The following is an 18,523-nucleotide window of genomic DNA, read 5'->3' as shown; positions in this document are numbered from 1 at the left end:
TAACGTATTAAGCATGGTGCTTTTCCATATTCAATATGATGTCTAGATGACAACGATTATTCAGAATATAAAAGTTCGAATTATTCTTCTTCTTTTTCTTCTGTTTCTTCGTCTTCTTCACCAACAACAGCTGGCTCTTCAGTTTCTGATTCGCCTTCCATTGCTTCGATTTCTTCTTCTGTAGGTTCTTCAGTTGGAGGAACAACAGTAACTACTGAATCAGTAGCTTCGTTTTCAATTGTGAAGTCACCAGAAACTTTGATATCTTCAACAGCTAAGCTGTCGTTGATTTCTAATTCTGTAATATCTACTTCGATAGCTTCAGGAATGTTATCTGGAGTAGCTGTTACTTCAAGGTTGAATAATGGTTGTTCAACAACGCCGCCTTCTTTAGCGCCAGCTGCTTCACCAACTAAGTGTACTGGTACTTCAACAGTACGTTCTTCGCTCATGTTGATAGCTAAGAAGTCGATGTGAGTGATTTGGTTTTTAAGTGGGTCGAATTGGTAGTCTGAAACCATAACTTTGATAGTTTTAGAACCTACGCCTAATTCGATAACACCGTTACGACCAACTTCACGGATAACTTTGATGAATTCAACTTCATCAACTTTAACTGAAGTGTTTTTAGTACCGAAACCGTAAACAACAGCTGGTACTTTACCGATATTTCTTAATGCTTTAAGGTCTGCACGTGTTTGCTTACCTTGACGAATAATTGACTTTAATGAAGCCATATTCATTTTCCACCTTTCATCATCTGCTCTATCAAATAGAGCCCCTCACTTGCCCATCAACGCCATGTTGCTTGCAAGTGTTTATTTTGTTCGTCTAATCACGAACGGAACTATTATACCGTTATTGTAATATTTAGTCAAATAGCACACTAACTGATTCGCGTTCGTAAACTCTAATAATTGCTTGTGCTAATAAACCAGCTACAGATAATTCTTTTGTGTTACTTGGTTTGCGGCTATCTTCTAATTGAATAGAATTTGTAACAACTAATTCTTTAATTGCTGAATTTTCAATACGCTCTTTGGCAGGACCAGAAAGTACAGGGTGCGTACAACAAGCATAAACTTCCTTCGCACCTTTGTCTTTTAACGCTTGTGCAGCTAATGTAATTGTACCAGCAGTATCGATAATATCATCGATAATAATAGCTGTTCTGCCTTGAATATCACCAACTATATTCATCACTTCTGCTACGTTTGGCTTCGGTCTACGTTTATCGATAATAGCGATTGGTGTTTTCAAGATGTCTGCAAGTTTACGCGCTCTTGTTACACCACCATGGTCTGGAGATACAACAACACATTCCTCTAAATCAATATTTGTTTCATTCTTAAAGTGTTCTGCCAAAATTGGAACACCCATTAAGTGGTCGATTGGCATATCGAAGAAACCTTGAATTTGAGGTGCATGTAAATCAAGTGCGATCATTCTATCTGCACCAGCTGTTTCAATTAAGTTTGCAACTAACTTAGCAGTAATTGGCTCACGACTTCTTGCTTTTCTATCTTGTCTAGCGTAGCCATAGTATGGTACCACAATATTGATATTTGCAGCAGAAGCACGTTTACATGCATCTATCATAATAAGTAATTCCATTAAATGTAGGTTAACAGGATATGATGTTGGTTGAATGATAAACACATCGCAACCACGGATACTTTCTTCGATATTAATTTGAATTTCACCATCACTAAAGCGTTTCACTGAACATTTTCCTAGTTCGATTCCAACTTTATCTGCTACTTCTTGGGCTAACGGTTCATTACCTTTCAAAGAAAATATTTTCAAAGCAGAATTCTTATACTCATTGTTTAACATTTATAGTCCTCCAATTAATTCGTTCAATTAGTTTTATTTACGTATATGGCAAAATTTAAATTTTCTCTCAACATGAGTCTGCAAGTTTTGGTATTTTTACATTACGTTATCTTAAACTTAACAGATTACATCATTTTTTCTAAACAATGCACATTTATTTTTTTAGATAGCCTTCTTTTGTCGTTTGTTTAGATCTTGCAAGAGCCAAACTATCTTCCGGAACATTGTCCGTAATTGTGGAACCCGCCGCAATAAACGAGCGATCTCCTAATGTAACTGGTGCCACTAAGTTTGTATTACAGCCGATGAACGAATCATTGCCTATAATTGTTTTAAACTTGTTGACGCCGTCATAGTTCACAGTAATAGAACCACAACCGACATTGGTACGCGCACCAATTTCTGCGTCTCCGATATAGCTCAAGTGTGGCAGTTTTGCACCTTCTTTTACTACAGATTTCTTAACTTCTACAAAGTTGCCGACTTTAACTTTGTGCCCTAGGTCAGCACCTGGACGCAATTGTGCAAACGGACCGATCGTCACTTCGTCCGCAATCGTTGCTTCGTTAATTACTGATTGTTTAATAGTTACATTTGCTCCAACTTGACTATTCGTTATTTCAGAATATTGACCAATGCTTACATCGGAACCGATTACAGTCTTGCCAGCTAATTTTACGCCTGGTTCAATAATTGTATCTTCTCCTATAATTACATCTGCGCCAATATAAGTCGTTGCAGGGTCGATGATTGTTACCCCATTACGCATGTGAAATGTATTGATACGTTTACGAAAAGCTTGCTCCGCTTCACTTAACATAACGCGATCATTCACACCCATAATTTCATCAAAGTCATTCGTATGATGGACTTCAACTACACCTTGATCATCTAAAATAAGCGACAATACATCAGGTAAATAGTATTCACCTTGTGCATTATCATTTTTTACTTTTGCTAGCTTGTCAAATAAAGTTTGATTATCAAAAGCAAAGATACCAGAACTAATCTCATTTATTTGCTGTTCTTCTATGGTAGCATCCTTTTGTTCTACGATTTTAACCAAATGATTATTTGCATCTCTAACTATACGCCCATAACCAAATGGATTTGATGCTGTAGCAGATAGAACTGTAGCTTGTGCTTGATTTGTCTCATGATGAGTTATGAGTGCTTCCAATGTTTGTTGTGTGATTAATGGCGTATCACCACAAACGACTAATGTTGTCCCTTGTTTATCTTCCAAATGCTCACTTGCCATTTTAACTGCATGTGCAGTACCTAATTGTTCTTCTTGAAAGCTATAAAGTGAATCATTACCTAACGTTGCTTTGACACTTTCTGCGCCATGACCAACGATTGTTACAAGTTGTTCGACTCCTGATTGTCTTACATTGTCAACAACATGTTCAATCATAGATTTACCTGCAACTTCATGTAATACTTTGTATTTCTTTGATTTCATACGTGTACCCTTACCGGCTGCGAGTACGATTGCATGTCTTTGCATGTATGTTAACCCTCCATTAAAATATACACTTCCTTATTATTATAATTTAACGCTAGTACCACTTTCAAGGCTCAAAGCATCGATATTAAATAATAGACACTTTTTCTTGCACTAAATTAAAAATAATTCACAGTTAAATTGTCATCTTTTATGATTTGGGAAAACGTTTTATCTAATTTATGAAAGCATGTTCATTTTCATGTTGATATGCATTCATTTATTTCTCAAAATTTCTACTACTAGCTATTTATGTCGCCTAATTATTCAAATTAGCTAAGTAAATACAGTAAAAATACATTCATTAATATATTTCTTGTTAATTTTTTATTTTTTTGTCACCTTTACATTTTATAATTTATTTCAAAAATAATATTTATCTGTTGTAACAAAAAAGAAGATGAAATTGTTCAATTAAGAACAATTCCACCTTCTTTTTTTATGATATTAATCACTATACCACATCTCAAATTGTTTTAAATATTAAGCTTCCTCATTTGAATCTTCAGACGAAGCTTGTGCATTCCTATCTGGAATGACTTCATCCGTTTCATCATATACTTTCATCACTGCATCTTGAATTTCTTGTCTCATTTCTGAGTTGATTGGATGCGCGATATCTCGGAATTCACCATCTGGTGTACGCTTACTTGGCATTGCGACGAAAAGACCTGTGTTGCCTTCAATTACACGTAAATCATGCACGACAAATGATTCATCTAAAGTAATTGATACAAGTGCTTTCATTCTTCCATCTGTTTGTATTTTTCTAAGTCTTACATCTGTCACTTTCATGTAGTGAGCCCCCCTAGTATCTCTTTGTTAGAAGCTTAACAATTGCATTAAAAATTATATTTCCTTATTTTACTTTTGCTATTAATTCAATTTCTACTTTAACATCTTTAGGTAATCTCGCTACCTCAACACAGCTTCTCGCTGGTTGATGTGTGTCAAAGTACTTGCCATAAACTTCATTTATATTTTGAAATTCATTCATATCAGCAATAAAAATTGTAGCTTTAATGACTGAATCTAAATCAGATCCAGCTTCATCTAATACAACTTTTAAATTTTCTAATACTTGTGTAGTCTGTTCTTTAACATCGTCACTGACAATTTCACCATTTAAATTTAATGGGATTTGTCCTGATGTAAATACCAAACCATTAATTTCAGTTGCATGTGAGTATGGCCCCAATGCTTCAGGCGCCTTTTGTGTATTAATTGTGTTCATGATGCCGTAACCGCTCCTTTAAGAAAATTTAGTTAAACTGTTGCCTGTTTCTACCTTAAATTCTTGATTGTATTCGTCTACATCAGATAGTCTAACTAAGGAAGTATAATCTTCAATCAATCTTTGTTTAACTTCTTTTGATTCTACTAGTACCGATACCCCTTTAACATGTGCTTTAAACTCATTCATTAAATTCATCACGCCATTAATAGAGCCACCCGCTCTCATGAAATCATCAACGACGAGTACATTAGAATTTTCAGGCAATGTGCGTTTCGACAATACCATTGTTTCAATTTTACGTGAAGATCCTGATACGTAATTAATCGATACCGTTGAGCCTTCTGTCACTTTATTATCTTTACGAATAACAACAACAGGTAGATTTAGTACATTGGCCACAGCGTTGGCTAACGATATACCTTTTGTCGCAATCGTAACAATAGCGTCCAATTCTTCATCCATATATAGCGTTGCAATTAATTTACCTACACGGTTTAATAATGACGGATTCCCCATGAGGTCAGATAAGAACAAGTAGCCACCTGGTAATAAACGATCCTTCTCTTGAAGTCTTTCTATAATATCGTCAATGACTTCATTTGCTTCAGCTTTACTCATTTTAGGCTTATACGTAACTCCACCACTGGCACCTGCTGTTGTAATAACTGTTCCTAACTTTTCCTTTTGAAAAGTAGTCTTGATAATTTGCACGTCTTCACTGATTGAAGATTTTGCTTGTTTAAATTTTTGTACGAAATATGTTAATGGTATCAATTTATTGGGGTTGTTCATTAAATATTGAGTCATATAAACGATACGTTCACTTCTTTTATAACGCATTTAGCTCATCCCTTCTCCTATCCTAATAATCTTACTAAATACACTTCATTACAACAGCCATTCACTGCATTATACACATGTCTTGCTTGTCGTTCCTTTTGTGTCAGTCCATAAACTGTTGGTCCACTACCACTCATCACTGCACCATCTGCACCACTTTTTAGCATGTTGCGTTTTATTTTTAAAATTTCAGGACACACCTTGCTCGAAACAGGTTCCAGTTGATTTGAAAGGCTACTGCATAACAATTCATAATTCCCTGTGTTTAAAGCCGTTTTGCAGTCTTCCGTATTGATAGTTTGCAAATGACTTAAATCTAATTTCTTAAATATATCTGGTGACGATATTCCAATATTTGGTTTAGCAACAACGACCCATGCAGAAGGCGGCTTGTTTAGAAAGTTGATTTTCTCTCCTTTACCTTTGCATAGAGCTGTTTTACCATAAATACAAAATGGGATATCTGTTCCTATCGAAATACCAAGCTCACATAGTTCTTCTAATGGCCTATTTAATTTATAGAGGCGATTCATCCCTCTCATTGTTGCCGCAGCATCAGTTGATCCACCTGCTAATCCTGCCGAAACCGGTATATTTTTATCAATCGTTATTGTAATACCTTGTTGTAAATTATAGGTTTTCTTCATTAATTCTGCAGCTTTATATGCCAAATTTTTACTATTAGAGGGAACATAAGTTTGTTCAACATCGACAACAATCTTATTGTCTTGTCGCAGCTCAAATGACAAGCGATCATTTAAATCTATAGTCGTCATTATCATTTCAACTTCATGAAAACCATCATCTCGTTTAAAGAGTGTGTCTAGCGTCAAGTTTATCTTAGCTGGCGCTGTTTCATAGATCATATGTCCACCCTCTTTCAAATACGATATGGTAATACAACGATTTTAACATATTGTACGAATTGATTTGTCGGTTTTATTAAAACTTAGTGAAATATGTTGTACATCTCATAAAATCAGTATCATTTTTATGCTAAACATAGTCGCTAATCAGCTCATTGAAAACCAATATCGCAATATCTGAAATTCATTCATAAAATTAGTTCTATTTTAGCATATTCAACGACAAACAAAAAAGGTATGCTAACGTCGATAACGTCAACATACCCTCTTCTATATCTCATTAAATTTAAAGTATAAATTAAAAAGTCCGACTATATAGTCAAACTCAACCTCATTATTACTTTTTAATTAGTGCGCAACTGCTTCTTGATGGTTATCTTCTTCAAATGAAACTTGTACGTTTTCTGTTAAAACGTCAGTGTATGTATAAGACACACGCTCAAAGTTATGTTTATCTTGATCAAGCTCAACGATAAAAACTGATGGGTATGTTTCTTTCAATACACCACTTCGTTCAATCGTCTTCTTACGACCACCATTCGCTTTTAGTACAATACGGTTTCCTAATTGACAATCAAGAGTATTTTTGATGTCTCCAATAGATTTTGACATATTGCTCCACCTCGCTACAAGTTGTATAATAACACAAAATGCGCTATTTTGTCAAATAAAATATCAATTCTAGCAAGGTGCAGGCTACTTGTCAATAATTTAAAATTCTAATTCTGAGAAATTTTTCAATTCATTATATAAATCTGCATATTCTTTAATTGAAAGTGTTTCTCCACGTCTTCTTGGATCTATTCCACCCGCTTCTAACCATTCAGCAATAAGTTGTTTGTGCTCTTTTCCATTTTTAAATAAACTTTGGTAGTTGTTATTTATTGTTTTTCGTCTTTGTCCAAACGCAGCCTTTGTCATTTGGAAGAATTTTTCTTCATTATCAATGGTAACAAGTGGTGCATCTCGTTTCATTAGCTTGACGACAATCGAATCGACATTAGGTGGTGGTAAAAATACTGACTTCGGCACTGTCAATACATTACTCGTCTCGGTGTAGTATTGAGCAACAATAGATAATGAGCCATAAGCTTTTGTACCAACCTTAGCATTTAAGCGTTCTCCGACTTCCTTTTGCATCATAACGACATAACCATCAATCGGTAATGATTGTTGCATCAAATTTAACAAGATTGGCGTAGTAATATAATATGGCAAGTTAGCTACTACCATGATTTTCTTGCAATCTGCCAAATGTGTCTCAACATAGCGCGCAATATCCGCTTTCAATATATCTTCATTTATAACAGTTACGTTGTCATATGGGGATAATGTATCAGCCAATACAGGTATCAATCGTTGATCGATTTCAAATGCCATTACACGCTTAGCATGCTTGGCTAGTTGCTCAGTTAATGAACCCATACCCGGTCCAATTTCAATAACCCCTGTTTCTTCGTCAATATCACTGGCATCAATGATATTGTGAATAATGTTGACATCGATTAAAAAGTTTTGTCCTAAGCTTTTCTTAAAGCTAAAACCATAATAATTCAATAATTCCTTTGTACGTGAAGGTGTTGCAATATCTTTATGATTCACCCATTACTCACTTCCTTTCTCATTGTTTAAAGCGTCTCGAACATCTTGTTCTGTATAACCAAATGCATTCAATTTATTGAGCAATTGCTTCCCATTTGAATGACCAATATGCAACCTTCTACCTAATATTTCACGCTTTCGCCTAGCGTCTGGTCCGATAATTAAACCTAAATCAATCAACACATGCTTATCAATCGATTCGTGACCTTCTTCAAAAGGTGTACTTACGTTCAATAAAGCCTCTTTAATATCTTCAATACGTGCATGCTCTACACCAATTTTGCCACGTTTGCTTTTAGCCTTTTCTCTATCTATATATGCATGTTTAACACCTGGAATATGCTTTTGAATCGTCGTTCTTATTTTATCCCCTGGGAAATCTGGATCAGTTAATACGATAACACCCCGTGTCTCATATGCTTGTGCTATAACATCTAATGTTTGCTGATTTATTGCACTGCCATTAGTTTCTATCGTATCACAATCAACCGCTCTTTTTACTCTTTCGGTATCATCTCTACCTTCTACTACGATAAATTCATTAATCTTCAATTATAGCTTCACCTTTCATCACTTTACTTGTCCATTTGCAAATAAAAAAGACGTCGGCAGAATTTATGGTAATTACTTAGTATTCTCAATCATAACTAAGCCCTAACTCAGACCGACATCTTTTGTAATATCTTTATGCTTTTAAGTTGAATAATCTTTCAGCATTTTCAGTTGTTTGACGGCAAACTTCATCATAACTCACACCACGTAATTCAGCAATTTGCTCAGCGACTAACGTTACACGTTCTGGCTCATTTCTTTTCCCTCTGTATGGATGTGGGGATAGGAAGGGCGCATCTGTTTCTACGAGTAATTTATCAAATGGTACATGCTTTGCAACTTCTTTAGGTTGTTTAGCATTCTTAAATGTCACCGGACCTCCGAGTGATACATAGAAATTCAACTTGTTAATCACTTCATCAGCAATTTCTGGAGAACCACTGAAACTGTGCATGATGCCACCTACTTCTTCGGCATGCTCTTCCTTTAAAATGTCTACACAGTCTTGTGTTGCTTCTCTATTGTGAATAATTATTGGTAACTGTACTCGTTTTGCCAAAGCAATTTGCTTTCTAAACAAATCCTGTTGTACATCTTTAGGAGATTTATCCCAATGATAATCTAATCCCATTTCTCCTATACCTATAATCTTCGGATGTTCTGACAATTTTTCTATCCATTCTAAACGTTCTTCTGTACAATCTATTGCGTCAACAGGATGCCAACCAATAATACCGTAAATAAAGTCATATTGATCAATTAATTCCATCGTACGTTCAATCGTTGGTGTATCAAAACCAACGACAAACATACGATCGACGCCATTATCTCTTGCGCGTTGAATAACTTCTTCTAAATCTTCATCGTATTGTTCTGCATTTAAATGAACATGTGTATCGATTAACATGATTTAACGACGCTCCTTAATTCATGATTACTTAATGACTGCACCATTAGGAATAGCGTTTGGCAAACTTACTAATGTTAATACGCCATCCTTTTCAGCTGATAATATCATACCTTCAGATGTTCTACCCATTAATTTTGCTGGTTTTAAGTTTGTAACAACCGCAACTTTTTTACCGATAATATCTTCTGGTTGGTAATATTGTGCAATTCCAGACACAATTTGACGTTGTTCGGTATCTAAATCCACTTGAATTTTCAAGAGTTTATCTGATTTTTTAACATTTTCAGCATCTATAATCGTTGCCGCTTTAATTTCAACTTTGTCGAAATCTTTAATATCTATTTGCGCTTTACTTGGTGCTGCTTCCACTTCTTCTGGTTCTTCTGATTTTGGTGGTTGCATAGATTGTTTAATGTAATCTATTTCAACATCGCTCTCTAAACGTGGGAATATTGGTTGTGGTTTATCGATAACCACGATTGGTTGCTGTAGAGCACCATATTGTTCCACACTGCTAAGTTCATGTAATTCTGGAGAATTAATGTTTAATTGTTCAAAAATCTGTTTCGGCGCATGTGTTAAGAATGGTCTCAACAACACAGCTGCGATTCGAATGTTTTCCACTAAGTGTGCCATCACGTTGCCTAACATATCTTTTTGACTTTCGTCTTTAGCTAGTACCCATGGCGTTGTTTCATCAATATATTTATTCGTACGGCTAATTAATTTCCATACCGTTGAAAGTGCAACTGAGAATTGTAAATCATCCATATTATCATGGAATGTTTTAACTGTGTCTAAAGCCATTTGTTCCATTTCTTCATCTAATTCATGTTTGGCACCTTGATATGCAGGTAATTCACCATCAAAGTATTTATTAATCATTGATATAGTACGATTTACTAAATTACCTAAATCATTAGCTAAATCATAATTCGTACGTTCAACAAAACCTTCAGGTGTAAATACACCATCAGAACCAAATGGTAATTCACGCATTAAATAATAACGTGTTGCATCTAAACCATATCTATCAATCAATACGTTTGGATCAACTACATTACCTTTAGACTTACTCATTTTACCGTCTTTCATTAAGATCCAACCATGTGCAAATACTTTTTTCGGTAATGGAATATCTAAAGCCATTAATAAAATAGGCCATATAATAGAATGGAAACGTACAATTTCCTTTGCCATAATATGAATATCAGCTGGCCAATATTTGTTAAATAGGCTATCGTCATCAGATAAATAACCTAAAGATGAGATATAGTTTACTAAGGCATCAATCCAAACATATACGACATGTTTTGGGTTTGACTTAACTCGGATACCCCAATCAAATGACGTTCTAGAAACAGCTAAGTCTTCTAGACCTGGTTTGATAAAGTTATTAATCATTTCATTTTTTCGTGATGGTGGTTGAATGAAATCAGGGTTCTCGTCATAGAACGCTAATAAGCGATCTGTATATTTTGATAAATTAAAGAAGTAACTTTCTTCTTTGACTAATTCAACTTCATGACCTGAATCTGGGCTCTTACCGCCTACGATTTCTCCATTTTCGTATACAGGATCAACCAATTGTGTTTCCGTATAGTATGTTTCATCAGGAACTGAATACCAACCTTCATATTCACCTAAATAGATATCGCCTTGAGCTAATAATCGTTCGAAAATTTGTTGTACAACTTCCTTATGACGCGTTTCTGTTGTACGAATGAAATCATCGTTCGAAATTTCTAATTTATTCCATAAATCTTTAATTCCCGCTATCATTTCATCTAAATATTCTAATTCTGTTTTCCCAGCCTTTTGGGCTTTTTCTTGAATCTTTTGCCCATGTTCATCCGTACCTGTTAAATAACGAACATCATAGCCTTGCATTCTTTTATAACGTGCGATTACATCACCAGCAGTAGTAGTATATGCATGGCCGATATGCAAATTCCCACTTGGATAATATATTGGTGTAGTGATATAAAATGTTTCTTTCGCCATCAATGTTCCTCCTAGATTCTTATACTTTTAAATTATCTAAATTCATTTCTAATTTCAATGAAATTGACGTTAATTTTCAATACATTTATCATATCAGTTTCTTAAATTTCATCGGATAGAATACTCTTCATATCGTAGTTGTTTTCATAGCTAATATTAGTGTTTCATTAAATATGATAAATAAACTCTATCTAATCTACATTACCATAAATCGTGCTATTTATGGGGATTTTCAACATATTTTTCATGTTTTAATATGAAATTAAATCAACAATTTAACTTAAATTCTCATCATCTCAAGCTTTGTGTATTTTAATTTCTTAACGCTCTCTATGTCACACGCCATGATACGTATTATAGACAGCACCTGTTTTCATATTTCTCGTTTCTGCCACTTGCTTGATCGCAGCTTTAGGCTTCATTCCTTGATTAACATAATAATCGACATGCTCAGTTATAGTCATTGCTTCATACCACGTATCATCATCTTTTGCCGCTTCACCTTCAATTAATAATACAAACTCACCTTTCACGGTGATTTCCTCTGCATTAAATTGCCTAATTAACTCATCTACACTTGCCGTAACAATTTGTTCGAATTTCTTAGTCAGTTCTCTCCCAATTGATACGCGTCGTTGCGCGTCAATTTTAGCTACTGCCTTTAACGTATCTTTAATTCTATGGGGAGATTCGTATATTATTAAGGTGCTATCTTCATACATACGCTGCTCTAAAATTTCAATTTTCTGTTTCTCTTTGCGCGGTAAAAATCCTAAAAATGTATAAGTAAAAGACGGCAATCCGCTAGCCATTAGAGCCGTTAAACCTGCATTGGGGCCCGGAACCGTTTCTACTCTCAATTGTTGTTCTCGCGCTTCTACTACTAATTCATAACCAGGATCACTGATTAATGGTAACCCCGCATCCGATACAAGTGCAATACTTAAACCTTGTTGTAATTGTTCAATTAAATAAGCTGTCTGTTGCTCTTTGTTATGATCATGATAAGATTTCAATGGGGTTTGAATATCATAATGTGCACACAATTTTTTAGTAACTCTTGTATCTTCACAAGCAATTAAATCTACATTTTTCAGTGTATCAACGGCTCTATACGTAATATCTGCTAAATTCCCAATCGGAGTACCTACTAAATATAATGTCGACATTTGTTATTCCTCACTTATTAGTTTTAATTTTTTAGCTCTGCTATAAGTTTTAATTTCATACTCTCGCTTTAAGGCATCGGATTTATTATCAAAGGTTTCTTGATAAACTAATTTTACTGGTCGCCTTATTTTTGTATATTTCGCGCCTTGTCCATTATTATGTTTCGCAACTCGTTGTTCAACATTTTTGGCATATCCTGTATATAAACTACCATCATTGCATTTAACAATATAAATATAATGTCTATCCATAATATATTTCTCTCATTTCTTCACTATATGTACCATTTTGGTGATAAATATAAAATGGGGGCTGTATTTCTAAACCTTGATTCCCACCTTTTCTGCCTTCTATTACTATCGTATGTGCAGACTTTCCTTCTTTACTATATATAAAATATAATTTTTTAGGTTCAATTTGAAATGCTCGCATCTGACTTAGTACATCCATCAACCTTTCAGCACGATGCACCATTACTAATCTACCACCTTGTTTCAATAAATGCCTCGCTGCAAAACAACAATCCTCAAGCGTACACATAATTTCATGCCTTGCTATTTTATGTGCATCCTTTTGATGTTGATGTTGTTGATTTACTTTAAAATAAGGCGGATTACACGTTACCAGACTATATTGTGCAGGTTTAAAAACTTTATGCGCATCCTTTAAATCCATATGATGCATGGTAATACGCTCATCAAGTTGATTCAACGCAATACTTCTATTCGCCATATCAACCAATTGTTCTTGAATTTCTATACCTGCTATTTGCTGATTGCCTTTATCAGATAGTAATAAAGGTATCACACCATTACCTGTGCAAATATCTAATATTTGATCATTTTTCTTTACCTTTGTAAAGTGTGCAAGTAACAAGGCATCTGTAGAAAATGAAAAAACATCATCATTTTGTATAATTTTTAAATTTTCTTTTATTAAACAATCTAACCGCTCTCCATCGTTCAACATCAAATTCTACCTCCAAAAAAAGAGGATAAGATGGCGATGCTCATTAAGCCTATCGCTACACCTCATCCTCAACACCATTTATGATTAACTCATAAGTACACTATAATTCACTATTCACTTAATACTTCTAAACAAAATAGACAGTCGTCACCTTTTCTATGCTTTCCAAATAGTTCTCCATTACAAATGTGGAAACCTTCTTTATATAACATAGCTAAATTATCTTTACTTCTAAGCGGCTTTTTTAGTTGTCCTTTTTTATTATTTTCAACCTTTTTAGGCGCCTCTTCTTTATCAATTAATGTCTTTAAATTTTCATTTTCAACTTGCAGTGCCACATTTTCTTCAATTAATTCTACAGTCAAATGTTTCAAGTTAACCATATCATTATTAATTTGATTAATGTTCGACTCTAAATGCACAAGTTTTTCAAATATTTCACTTCGGTTCAACTTGGTTAAAGCCTCCTAATTTAACGCTTCTAATTCTTCCATTTTATATTCTAAGGGTTGTTCTAAACCTTCTACTTTAATTTGCATAGAAATATCTAGAATATTTAGGCCTACAACCTTTCCATTACCTTCAGGCGTTTCAATATGATCTCCTACATCAGGTAATTGCGCACGCGCTTCTTCATAATAGTCATTTTCATATTTCAAACAACACATAAGACGACCACAAGCGCCAGAAATTTTTGTAGGATTTAAAGATAAATTTTGATCTTTAGCCATTTTAATAGAAACTGGTTCAAAATCACCTAAAAATGTAGAACAGCATAATGAACGCCCACATGGTCCTATGCCACCTAACAATTTCGCTTCATCTCTCACACCTATTTGTCTTAATTCAATACGTGTCTTTAATTTTTGAGCTAAAACTTTTACTAACTTTCTAAAATCTACTCTATCATCCGACGTAAAATTAAATATTACTTTCGATTTATCTAATGTATATTCACAGTTAACAAGCCTCATATCTAACGCTTGTTGCTGAATTGTATCTTTACATAATTCAAATGCTACTTCAGCATCACGCTCATTTTTTTCATATTTTTCAATATCTTCATCTGTAGCAAGACGGATGATTTCTTTTAATGGTAACGTTACATCCTCATCGGCAACATCAAGTGGCTCATATTTTACTTTGCCCATTTCTACGCCACGTTTTGATTCAACAACAACCCAATTACCTACTCGCAAATCGAATTGTTGAGGTGAATAATACTCCATTTTCCCTGACTTTTGAAATTCAATTCCCACTACATTTTGCATTATTTATTTCACCCCTTTTATTACTATCTGTTCAAAGACTAACGTTGGATTCACGTTTTGATTTAACTTCTTATGTGCTTCTGTAATTTGATCATACATTAAAATAATTTGATTATAAGTTAATTTACGCGCATAATTTTGAATGTCATCTTGTAAATCATGAAATATCAAATCATCAGTAATGCCCACTTTAGCATGCATGACGTCCTCAAAGAAACCATTAACGGCTGCTAATGTTACCAGCTGTAAACGTCTGGTCTTAGCTTGTTTCAACAAATCTACAATTGCAATAAGCGCCATTGGACGATTTGTTAACAATAGTTGACACCACTTCACTATACTTTTGCGCAGTGAAGCTAAATCTGACTCTTCATTCAATAAAACTGCCGTCTCAATTTGTGTCGTATATGTACTGATCAGTTCCGCAATAGGTCTGGAAATCTCTCGCTCAACTAATCTATCTATAAATTTCACCTTATCAATTGGTTTAAAATAAACATGCTGACACCTTGAATGGATGGTATCTAATATTTGTTCAGGCTTCGTAGATAATAAAATTGCGATGGTATTGTCAGGAGGCTCTTCTAAAAATTTTAATATACTGTTTTCACCTTGAACAGTTAACTTCTCAAAGGCTTCAATAATGTATACTTTGTAATTACCTTCAATAGGTAATTGATTCATATGATGTATTAATTGTTCGACTTGTTCTTTTTTTATCGTATTTTCCTCAGTGGAAATATACATAAAATCAGGATGATTAAACGTAGATACCTTTAACTGACATTGTTCATCTTGATCACATAAAATAAGTTTCGCAAAATCAATCGCCACTTGTTTCATCGTTTGGCCATCATCGCCCTCAAATAAATATGCATGTGACAACTTATTTGAATGATATGCCTTCGTCAGTTTTGCTTTTTCATCCATCTTTAAGTTACTCCTTTATATAAAAAGGCTGCTTATACACAGTGCCACTCAAAGTAAATGATTATTATAAAAAGGTTCTTTGATAGCAACACCTTTTCACTTCCACTCACTTAGAATGGTTACTATATATAGCAACCATATTGTTAAAATTGATGGAAAGATTCAACAGGCATTACAAATACTGTTGCTCCTCCAACTTCTACTTCTACTGGATACGGAATATAAGAATCCGCACTGCCACCCATAGGCGTAATTGGTGAAACGAGTTGTTCTCTGTTACCACAAGTGTCATCGATTACCTTTAACATTTCGTCTACACGGTCGTCCTCTACACCTGATAAGAATGTTGTATTACCAGCACGTAAAAAACCACCTGTCGTTGCTAATTTTGTTGCTCTAAAGTTATGTTTAACAAGCTTATCTGACAGCTCTTGACTATCTTGATCTTGTACGATTGCAATTATCATTTTCATAGTAAACACCTCTTCCCAATATTATATCATAATTTTTCTAAGTATTTGATGATAGAATTATAAGTATCATTCACAACCTCATCAATATTTTTCTCGGCATCTATTATGATAAAACGTTCAGACTCATTATGAATAATTTTTTTGTAACCTTCAACCACTTTTTCATGAAAATTTACACTTTCTAAATCAAGTCTATTTTGAACACGCTGGTTTTCAACAATGCGCTGTCTCCCTACTTCCACGCTGACATCAAGGTAAATCGTTACATCAGGGTACATATTGTCGATAGCAAATTCATTAATGGATTTAACTTCTGATATACCTATACCCCTTGCATAACCTTGATATGCTAAAGAACTATCAATGTAGCGGTCACATAATACAATATTTCCATTTTCTAAAGCTGGCATAACCTTTCCAACGAGGTGTTCACGTCTTGAAGCAGCAAATAGCAATGCCTCTGTTCTTTCATCCATCGCATCACCATCCAATAATAATTCACGAATTTTCTCTCCTGTTTTTACACCACCGGGTTCGCGTGTCATCACAATTTTATAATCTTGTTGTAATTTATCTGCGACTGCTTGCATAATTGTGGTCTTCCCTGATCCTTCTGGACCTTCAAAAGTAATAAATGCTGACATCTTATTCATCCTTAACTTCAATTTTATATTTTTTAATACCTTCAACCCTAACATGTTGAGCGTACCAATAATTCATTAATTTTATCATATTTTGTGTTACTGTTTCTCCCTTAAACATCACTGGTATACCAGGCGGATAAGGAACAATATCATTTCCTAGAATTTCATTTTCTGCTTTATCAATATCTATCCAGCGTGTCTTCTCAATAATTCCAGAATAATATGTACCACTTTGTAAACGAATATCTACCTTAGTTGTTTCAATAGGTTCACGTCGTTCTACCTTGATTTCATTTATTCTATTTAACAATGTATCAAATGGATATCTATCTTCACTATGCCATAGAGGTAATACTAATAATGTTTGAAACGCATCTGCTAATTCAACATAGATGCCTTTTTCCTCAAATAACTGTTGTAATTCATATCCTGTATAACCAGGACATCTGATTATTAATTTTAGGTTATCCTCTACTTCTAATACTTCAATATCTTTTGCTTTAATTTTTTTCACAAGTTGGGCTCTCTTACTGTAGAACTGATCACTATCATAATTTTCATAGAAACGCTGAGCTAATTCTAAACTAGACATTATTAAATATGAAGGACTTGATGTTTGAAAGTACGTCATATATTTAAGTACCATTTCCTTTAATGGTGCATTTTTATGTATAAAAATAACAGACCCCATAGTCAGTGACGGTAATGTCTTATGATAAGATTGTACGACATAATCTGCTCCCATATTTAAAGAAGAAGTTGGAAATCCGTTCAAATCAAAATGTGCACCATGTGCTTCATCAATTAGTACGGGTATCTCCTTTTCTTTAAAGCGATTAATCATTGTTTGAACATCAAAACATTCACCATAATAATTGGGATATGTGAAAACTCCTAATTTGCCATCTTCAAAATCTTTAATTTCCGCTTTTACATTAGGGCCTACATATTGATCCGTCTTTTCACTTAACTTCATTTCTAGTAAAGTTGCAGTTGCATGCGCCAAATCAAGACCATGAAATACAGATTTGTGCGCATCTCTTGCAACAATGTATTTCCCAGGCAATGTTGAAAACGCCTGAATTACCGATAATATACCAGATGTAGTACCATTAACTAAAAAATAAGCTGTATAATCCTTATGCTTATTTATCGTTTCCATACTTTTCAAAATGATTTCTTCTGGATGATGTAAGTCATCTAAACCAGTAATTTCAGTCATATCCTTTTTAAATGACAATTGTTGGTCCAAATTACCAATTGTCATATTTTTATGACCAGGAACATGTAATGAAATTGCTTCTTCATCCAAAAACGCATCTAATTTATCGCTCAATGGTTTAGACATAATATCTCCTTTCATAATCATATATATAAAACATGATTATTTCTTCGACAGTATCAACATGTATTTTAACATAAAAAAGAGATGCTATTAGGCACCTCTTTAAATATAGTCAGATTTAACACCTGTAAGTTCAAATCGTCGTTCGCTCAATTCGTCAGCTTCAAACGCTTTCTACTTGTCAGTGTGATTCAGAAGTTAAGCTCTTTTAAAGCAAAAAAAAGAGACCTCACGGTCTCGGCTCATCGCATCTCTGCTTGCCTGGCAACGTCCTACTCTTGCGGAACGTAAGTCCGACTACCATCGGCGCTAAGGAGCTTAACTTCTGTGTTCGGCATGGGAACAGGTGTGACCTCCTTGCCATTGT

General features: G+C 34.4%; 21 protein-coding genes and 1 rRNA gene. All 22 read right to left on the bottom strand.

Going from position 1 to position 18,523, the window contains the following annotated elements; genetic code table 11:
- Window positions 1–80: 80 nt before the first annotated feature.
- A complete protein-coding gene (locus ACF91D_RS26780; protein ID WP_042739984.1) occupies window positions 81–737 on the bottom strand; it encodes a 50S ribosomal protein L25/general stress protein Ctc in 657 nt (218 codons plus the stop codon).
- Between the two features lie 133 nt (window positions 738–870).
- The gene (locus ACF91D_RS26775) at window positions 871–1,836 is read right to left on the bottom strand and encodes a ribose-phosphate diphosphokinase (protein ID WP_042739983.1); all 966 of its coding nucleotides are present in this window, start codon (window positions 1,834–1,836) and stop codon (window positions 871–873) included.
- Between the two features lie 154 nt (window positions 1,837–1,990).
- Window positions 1,991–3,346, bottom strand: coding sequence for a bifunctional UDP-N-acetylglucosamine diphosphorylase/glucosamine-1-phosphate N-acetyltransferase GlmU (glmU, locus tag ACF91D_RS26770; protein WP_042739982.1), 1,356 nt, complete (start codon window positions 3,344–3,346; stop codon window positions 1,991–1,993).
- A 480-nt stretch (window positions 3,347–3,826) separates the two neighbouring features.
- A complete protein-coding gene (gene spoVG / locus ACF91D_RS26765; protein WP_042739981.1) occupies window positions 3,827–4,138 on the bottom strand; it encodes a septation regulator SpoVG in 312 nt (103 codons plus the stop codon).
- A gap of 64 nt (window positions 4,139–4,202) precedes the next feature.
- A complete protein-coding gene (locus ACF91D_RS26760; RefSeq protein WP_042739980.1) occupies window positions 4,203–4,577 on the bottom strand; it encodes a RidA family protein in 375 nt (124 codons plus the stop codon).
- A gap of 18 nt (window positions 4,578–4,595) precedes the next feature.
- Entirely contained in the window at window positions 4,596–5,420 is an 825-nt protein-coding gene (purR, locus tag ACF91D_RS26755) for a pur operon repressor (protein WP_042739979.1), read from the bottom strand.
- A gap of 17 nt (window positions 5,421–5,437) precedes the next feature.
- Window positions 5,438–6,286: a 4-(cytidine 5'-diphospho)-2-C-methyl-D-erythritol kinase gene (gene ispE / locus ACF91D_RS26750; RefSeq protein WP_042739978.1), complete on the bottom strand. Its 849-nt coding sequence runs from the start codon at window positions 6,284–6,286 to the stop codon at window positions 5,438–5,440.
- Window positions 6,287–6,634: 348 nt separating this feature from the next.
- Window positions 6,635–6,898 (bottom strand): biofilm formation stimulator Veg, encoded by a 264-nt coding sequence (veg, locus tag ACF91D_RS26745; protein WP_042739977.1) that lies wholly within the window; start codon window positions 6,896–6,898, stop codon window positions 6,635–6,637.
- 99 nt (window positions 6,899–6,997) lie between these two features.
- Window positions 6,998–7,888, bottom strand: a complete 891-nt coding sequence (gene rsmA / locus ACF91D_RS26740; protein WP_042739976.1) for a 16S rRNA (adenine(1518)-N(6)/adenine(1519)-N(6))-dimethyltransferase RsmA — start codon at window positions 7,886–7,888, stop codon at window positions 6,998–7,000.
- Between the two features lie 3 nt (window positions 7,889–7,891).
- Window positions 7,892–8,440 (bottom strand): ribonuclease M5, encoded by a 549-nt coding sequence (rnmV, locus tag ACF91D_RS26735; RefSeq protein ID WP_042739975.1) that lies wholly within the window; start codon window positions 8,438–8,440, stop codon window positions 7,892–7,894.
- Between the two features lie 133 nt (window positions 8,441–8,573).
- Window positions 8,574–9,347 (bottom strand): TatD family hydrolase, encoded by a 774-nt coding sequence (locus ACF91D_RS26730; RefSeq protein ID WP_042739974.1) that lies wholly within the window; start codon window positions 9,345–9,347, stop codon window positions 8,574–8,576.
- 27 nt (window positions 9,348–9,374) lie between these two features.
- Window positions 9,375–11,354 carry a methionine--tRNA ligase gene (gene metG, locus ACF91D_RS26725; protein WP_107511978.1) on the bottom strand — a complete coding sequence of 660 codons (1,980 nt, stop codon included), beginning with the start codon at window positions 11,352–11,354 and terminating at the stop codon, window positions 9,375–9,377.
- Between the two features lie 335 nt (window positions 11,355–11,689).
- Window positions 11,690–12,523 (bottom strand): 16S rRNA (cytidine(1402)-2'-O)-methyltransferase, encoded by an 834-nt coding sequence (rsmI, locus tag ACF91D_RS26720; protein ID WP_107590275.1) that lies wholly within the window; start codon window positions 12,521–12,523, stop codon window positions 11,690–11,692.
- 3 nt (window positions 12,524–12,526) lie between these two features.
- On the bottom strand, window positions 12,527–12,775 hold the full coding sequence (locus ACF91D_RS26715) for a GIY-YIG nuclease family protein (protein WP_042739971.1): 249 nt from the start codon (window positions 12,773–12,775) through the stop codon (window positions 12,527–12,529).
- Entirely contained in the window at window positions 12,768–13,493 is a 726-nt protein-coding gene (locus ACF91D_RS26710) for a tRNA1(Val) (adenine(37)-N6)-methyltransferase (RefSeq protein WP_107527314.1), read from the bottom strand. The genes ACF91D_RS26715 and ACF91D_RS26710 overlap by 8 nt, the downstream gene beginning before the upstream one ends.
- 110 nt (window positions 13,494–13,603) lie before the next feature.
- Window positions 13,604–13,945 (bottom strand): DNA replication initiation control protein YabA, encoded by a 342-nt coding sequence (gene yabA / locus ACF91D_RS26705; protein WP_107590276.1) that lies wholly within the window; start codon window positions 13,943–13,945, stop codon window positions 13,604–13,606.
- Window positions 13,946–13,960: 15 nt separating this feature from the next.
- Window positions 13,961–14,764: a PSP1 domain-containing protein gene (locus ACF91D_RS26700; protein WP_107527316.1), complete on the bottom strand. Its 804-nt coding sequence runs from the start codon at window positions 14,762–14,764 to the stop codon at window positions 13,961–13,963.
- Window positions 14,765–14,767: 3 nt separating this feature from the next.
- Window positions 14,768–15,694 (bottom strand): DNA polymerase III subunit delta' C-terminal domain-containing protein, encoded by a 927-nt coding sequence (locus tag ACF91D_RS26695; RefSeq protein ID WP_107590277.1) that lies wholly within the window; start codon window positions 15,692–15,694, stop codon window positions 14,768–14,770.
- Window positions 15,695–15,837: 143 nt separating this feature from the next.
- Window positions 15,838–16,167, bottom strand: a complete 330-nt coding sequence (locus tag ACF91D_RS26690) for a cyclic-di-AMP receptor (RefSeq protein ID WP_042739966.1) — start codon at window positions 16,165–16,167, stop codon at window positions 15,838–15,840.
- Window positions 16,168–16,193: 26 nt separating this feature from the next.
- The gene (tmk, locus tag ACF91D_RS26685) at window positions 16,194–16,811 is read right to left on the bottom strand and encodes a dTMP kinase (RefSeq protein ID WP_107590278.1); all 618 of its coding nucleotides are present in this window, start codon (window positions 16,809–16,811) and stop codon (window positions 16,194–16,196) included.
- A gap of 1 nt (window position 16,812) precedes the next feature.
- Complete coding sequence (locus ACF91D_RS26680; protein ID WP_107590279.1) at window positions 16,813–18,159, bottom strand: aminotransferase class I/II-fold pyridoxal phosphate-dependent enzyme; 1,347 nt, start codon at window positions 18,157–18,159, stop codon at window positions 16,813–16,815.
- A 256-nt stretch (window positions 18,160–18,415) separates the two neighbouring features.
- Window positions 18,416–18,523: ribosomal RNA gene (gene rrf, locus ACF91D_RS26675) — 5S ribosomal RNA — on the bottom strand; the annotation flags it as partial.

The sequence above is a fragment of the Staphylococcus sp. 231237_7MaSpsaltlick genome (assembly GCF_043107035.1).
This window is presented reverse-complemented; position numbering and strand designations above follow the sequence as displayed.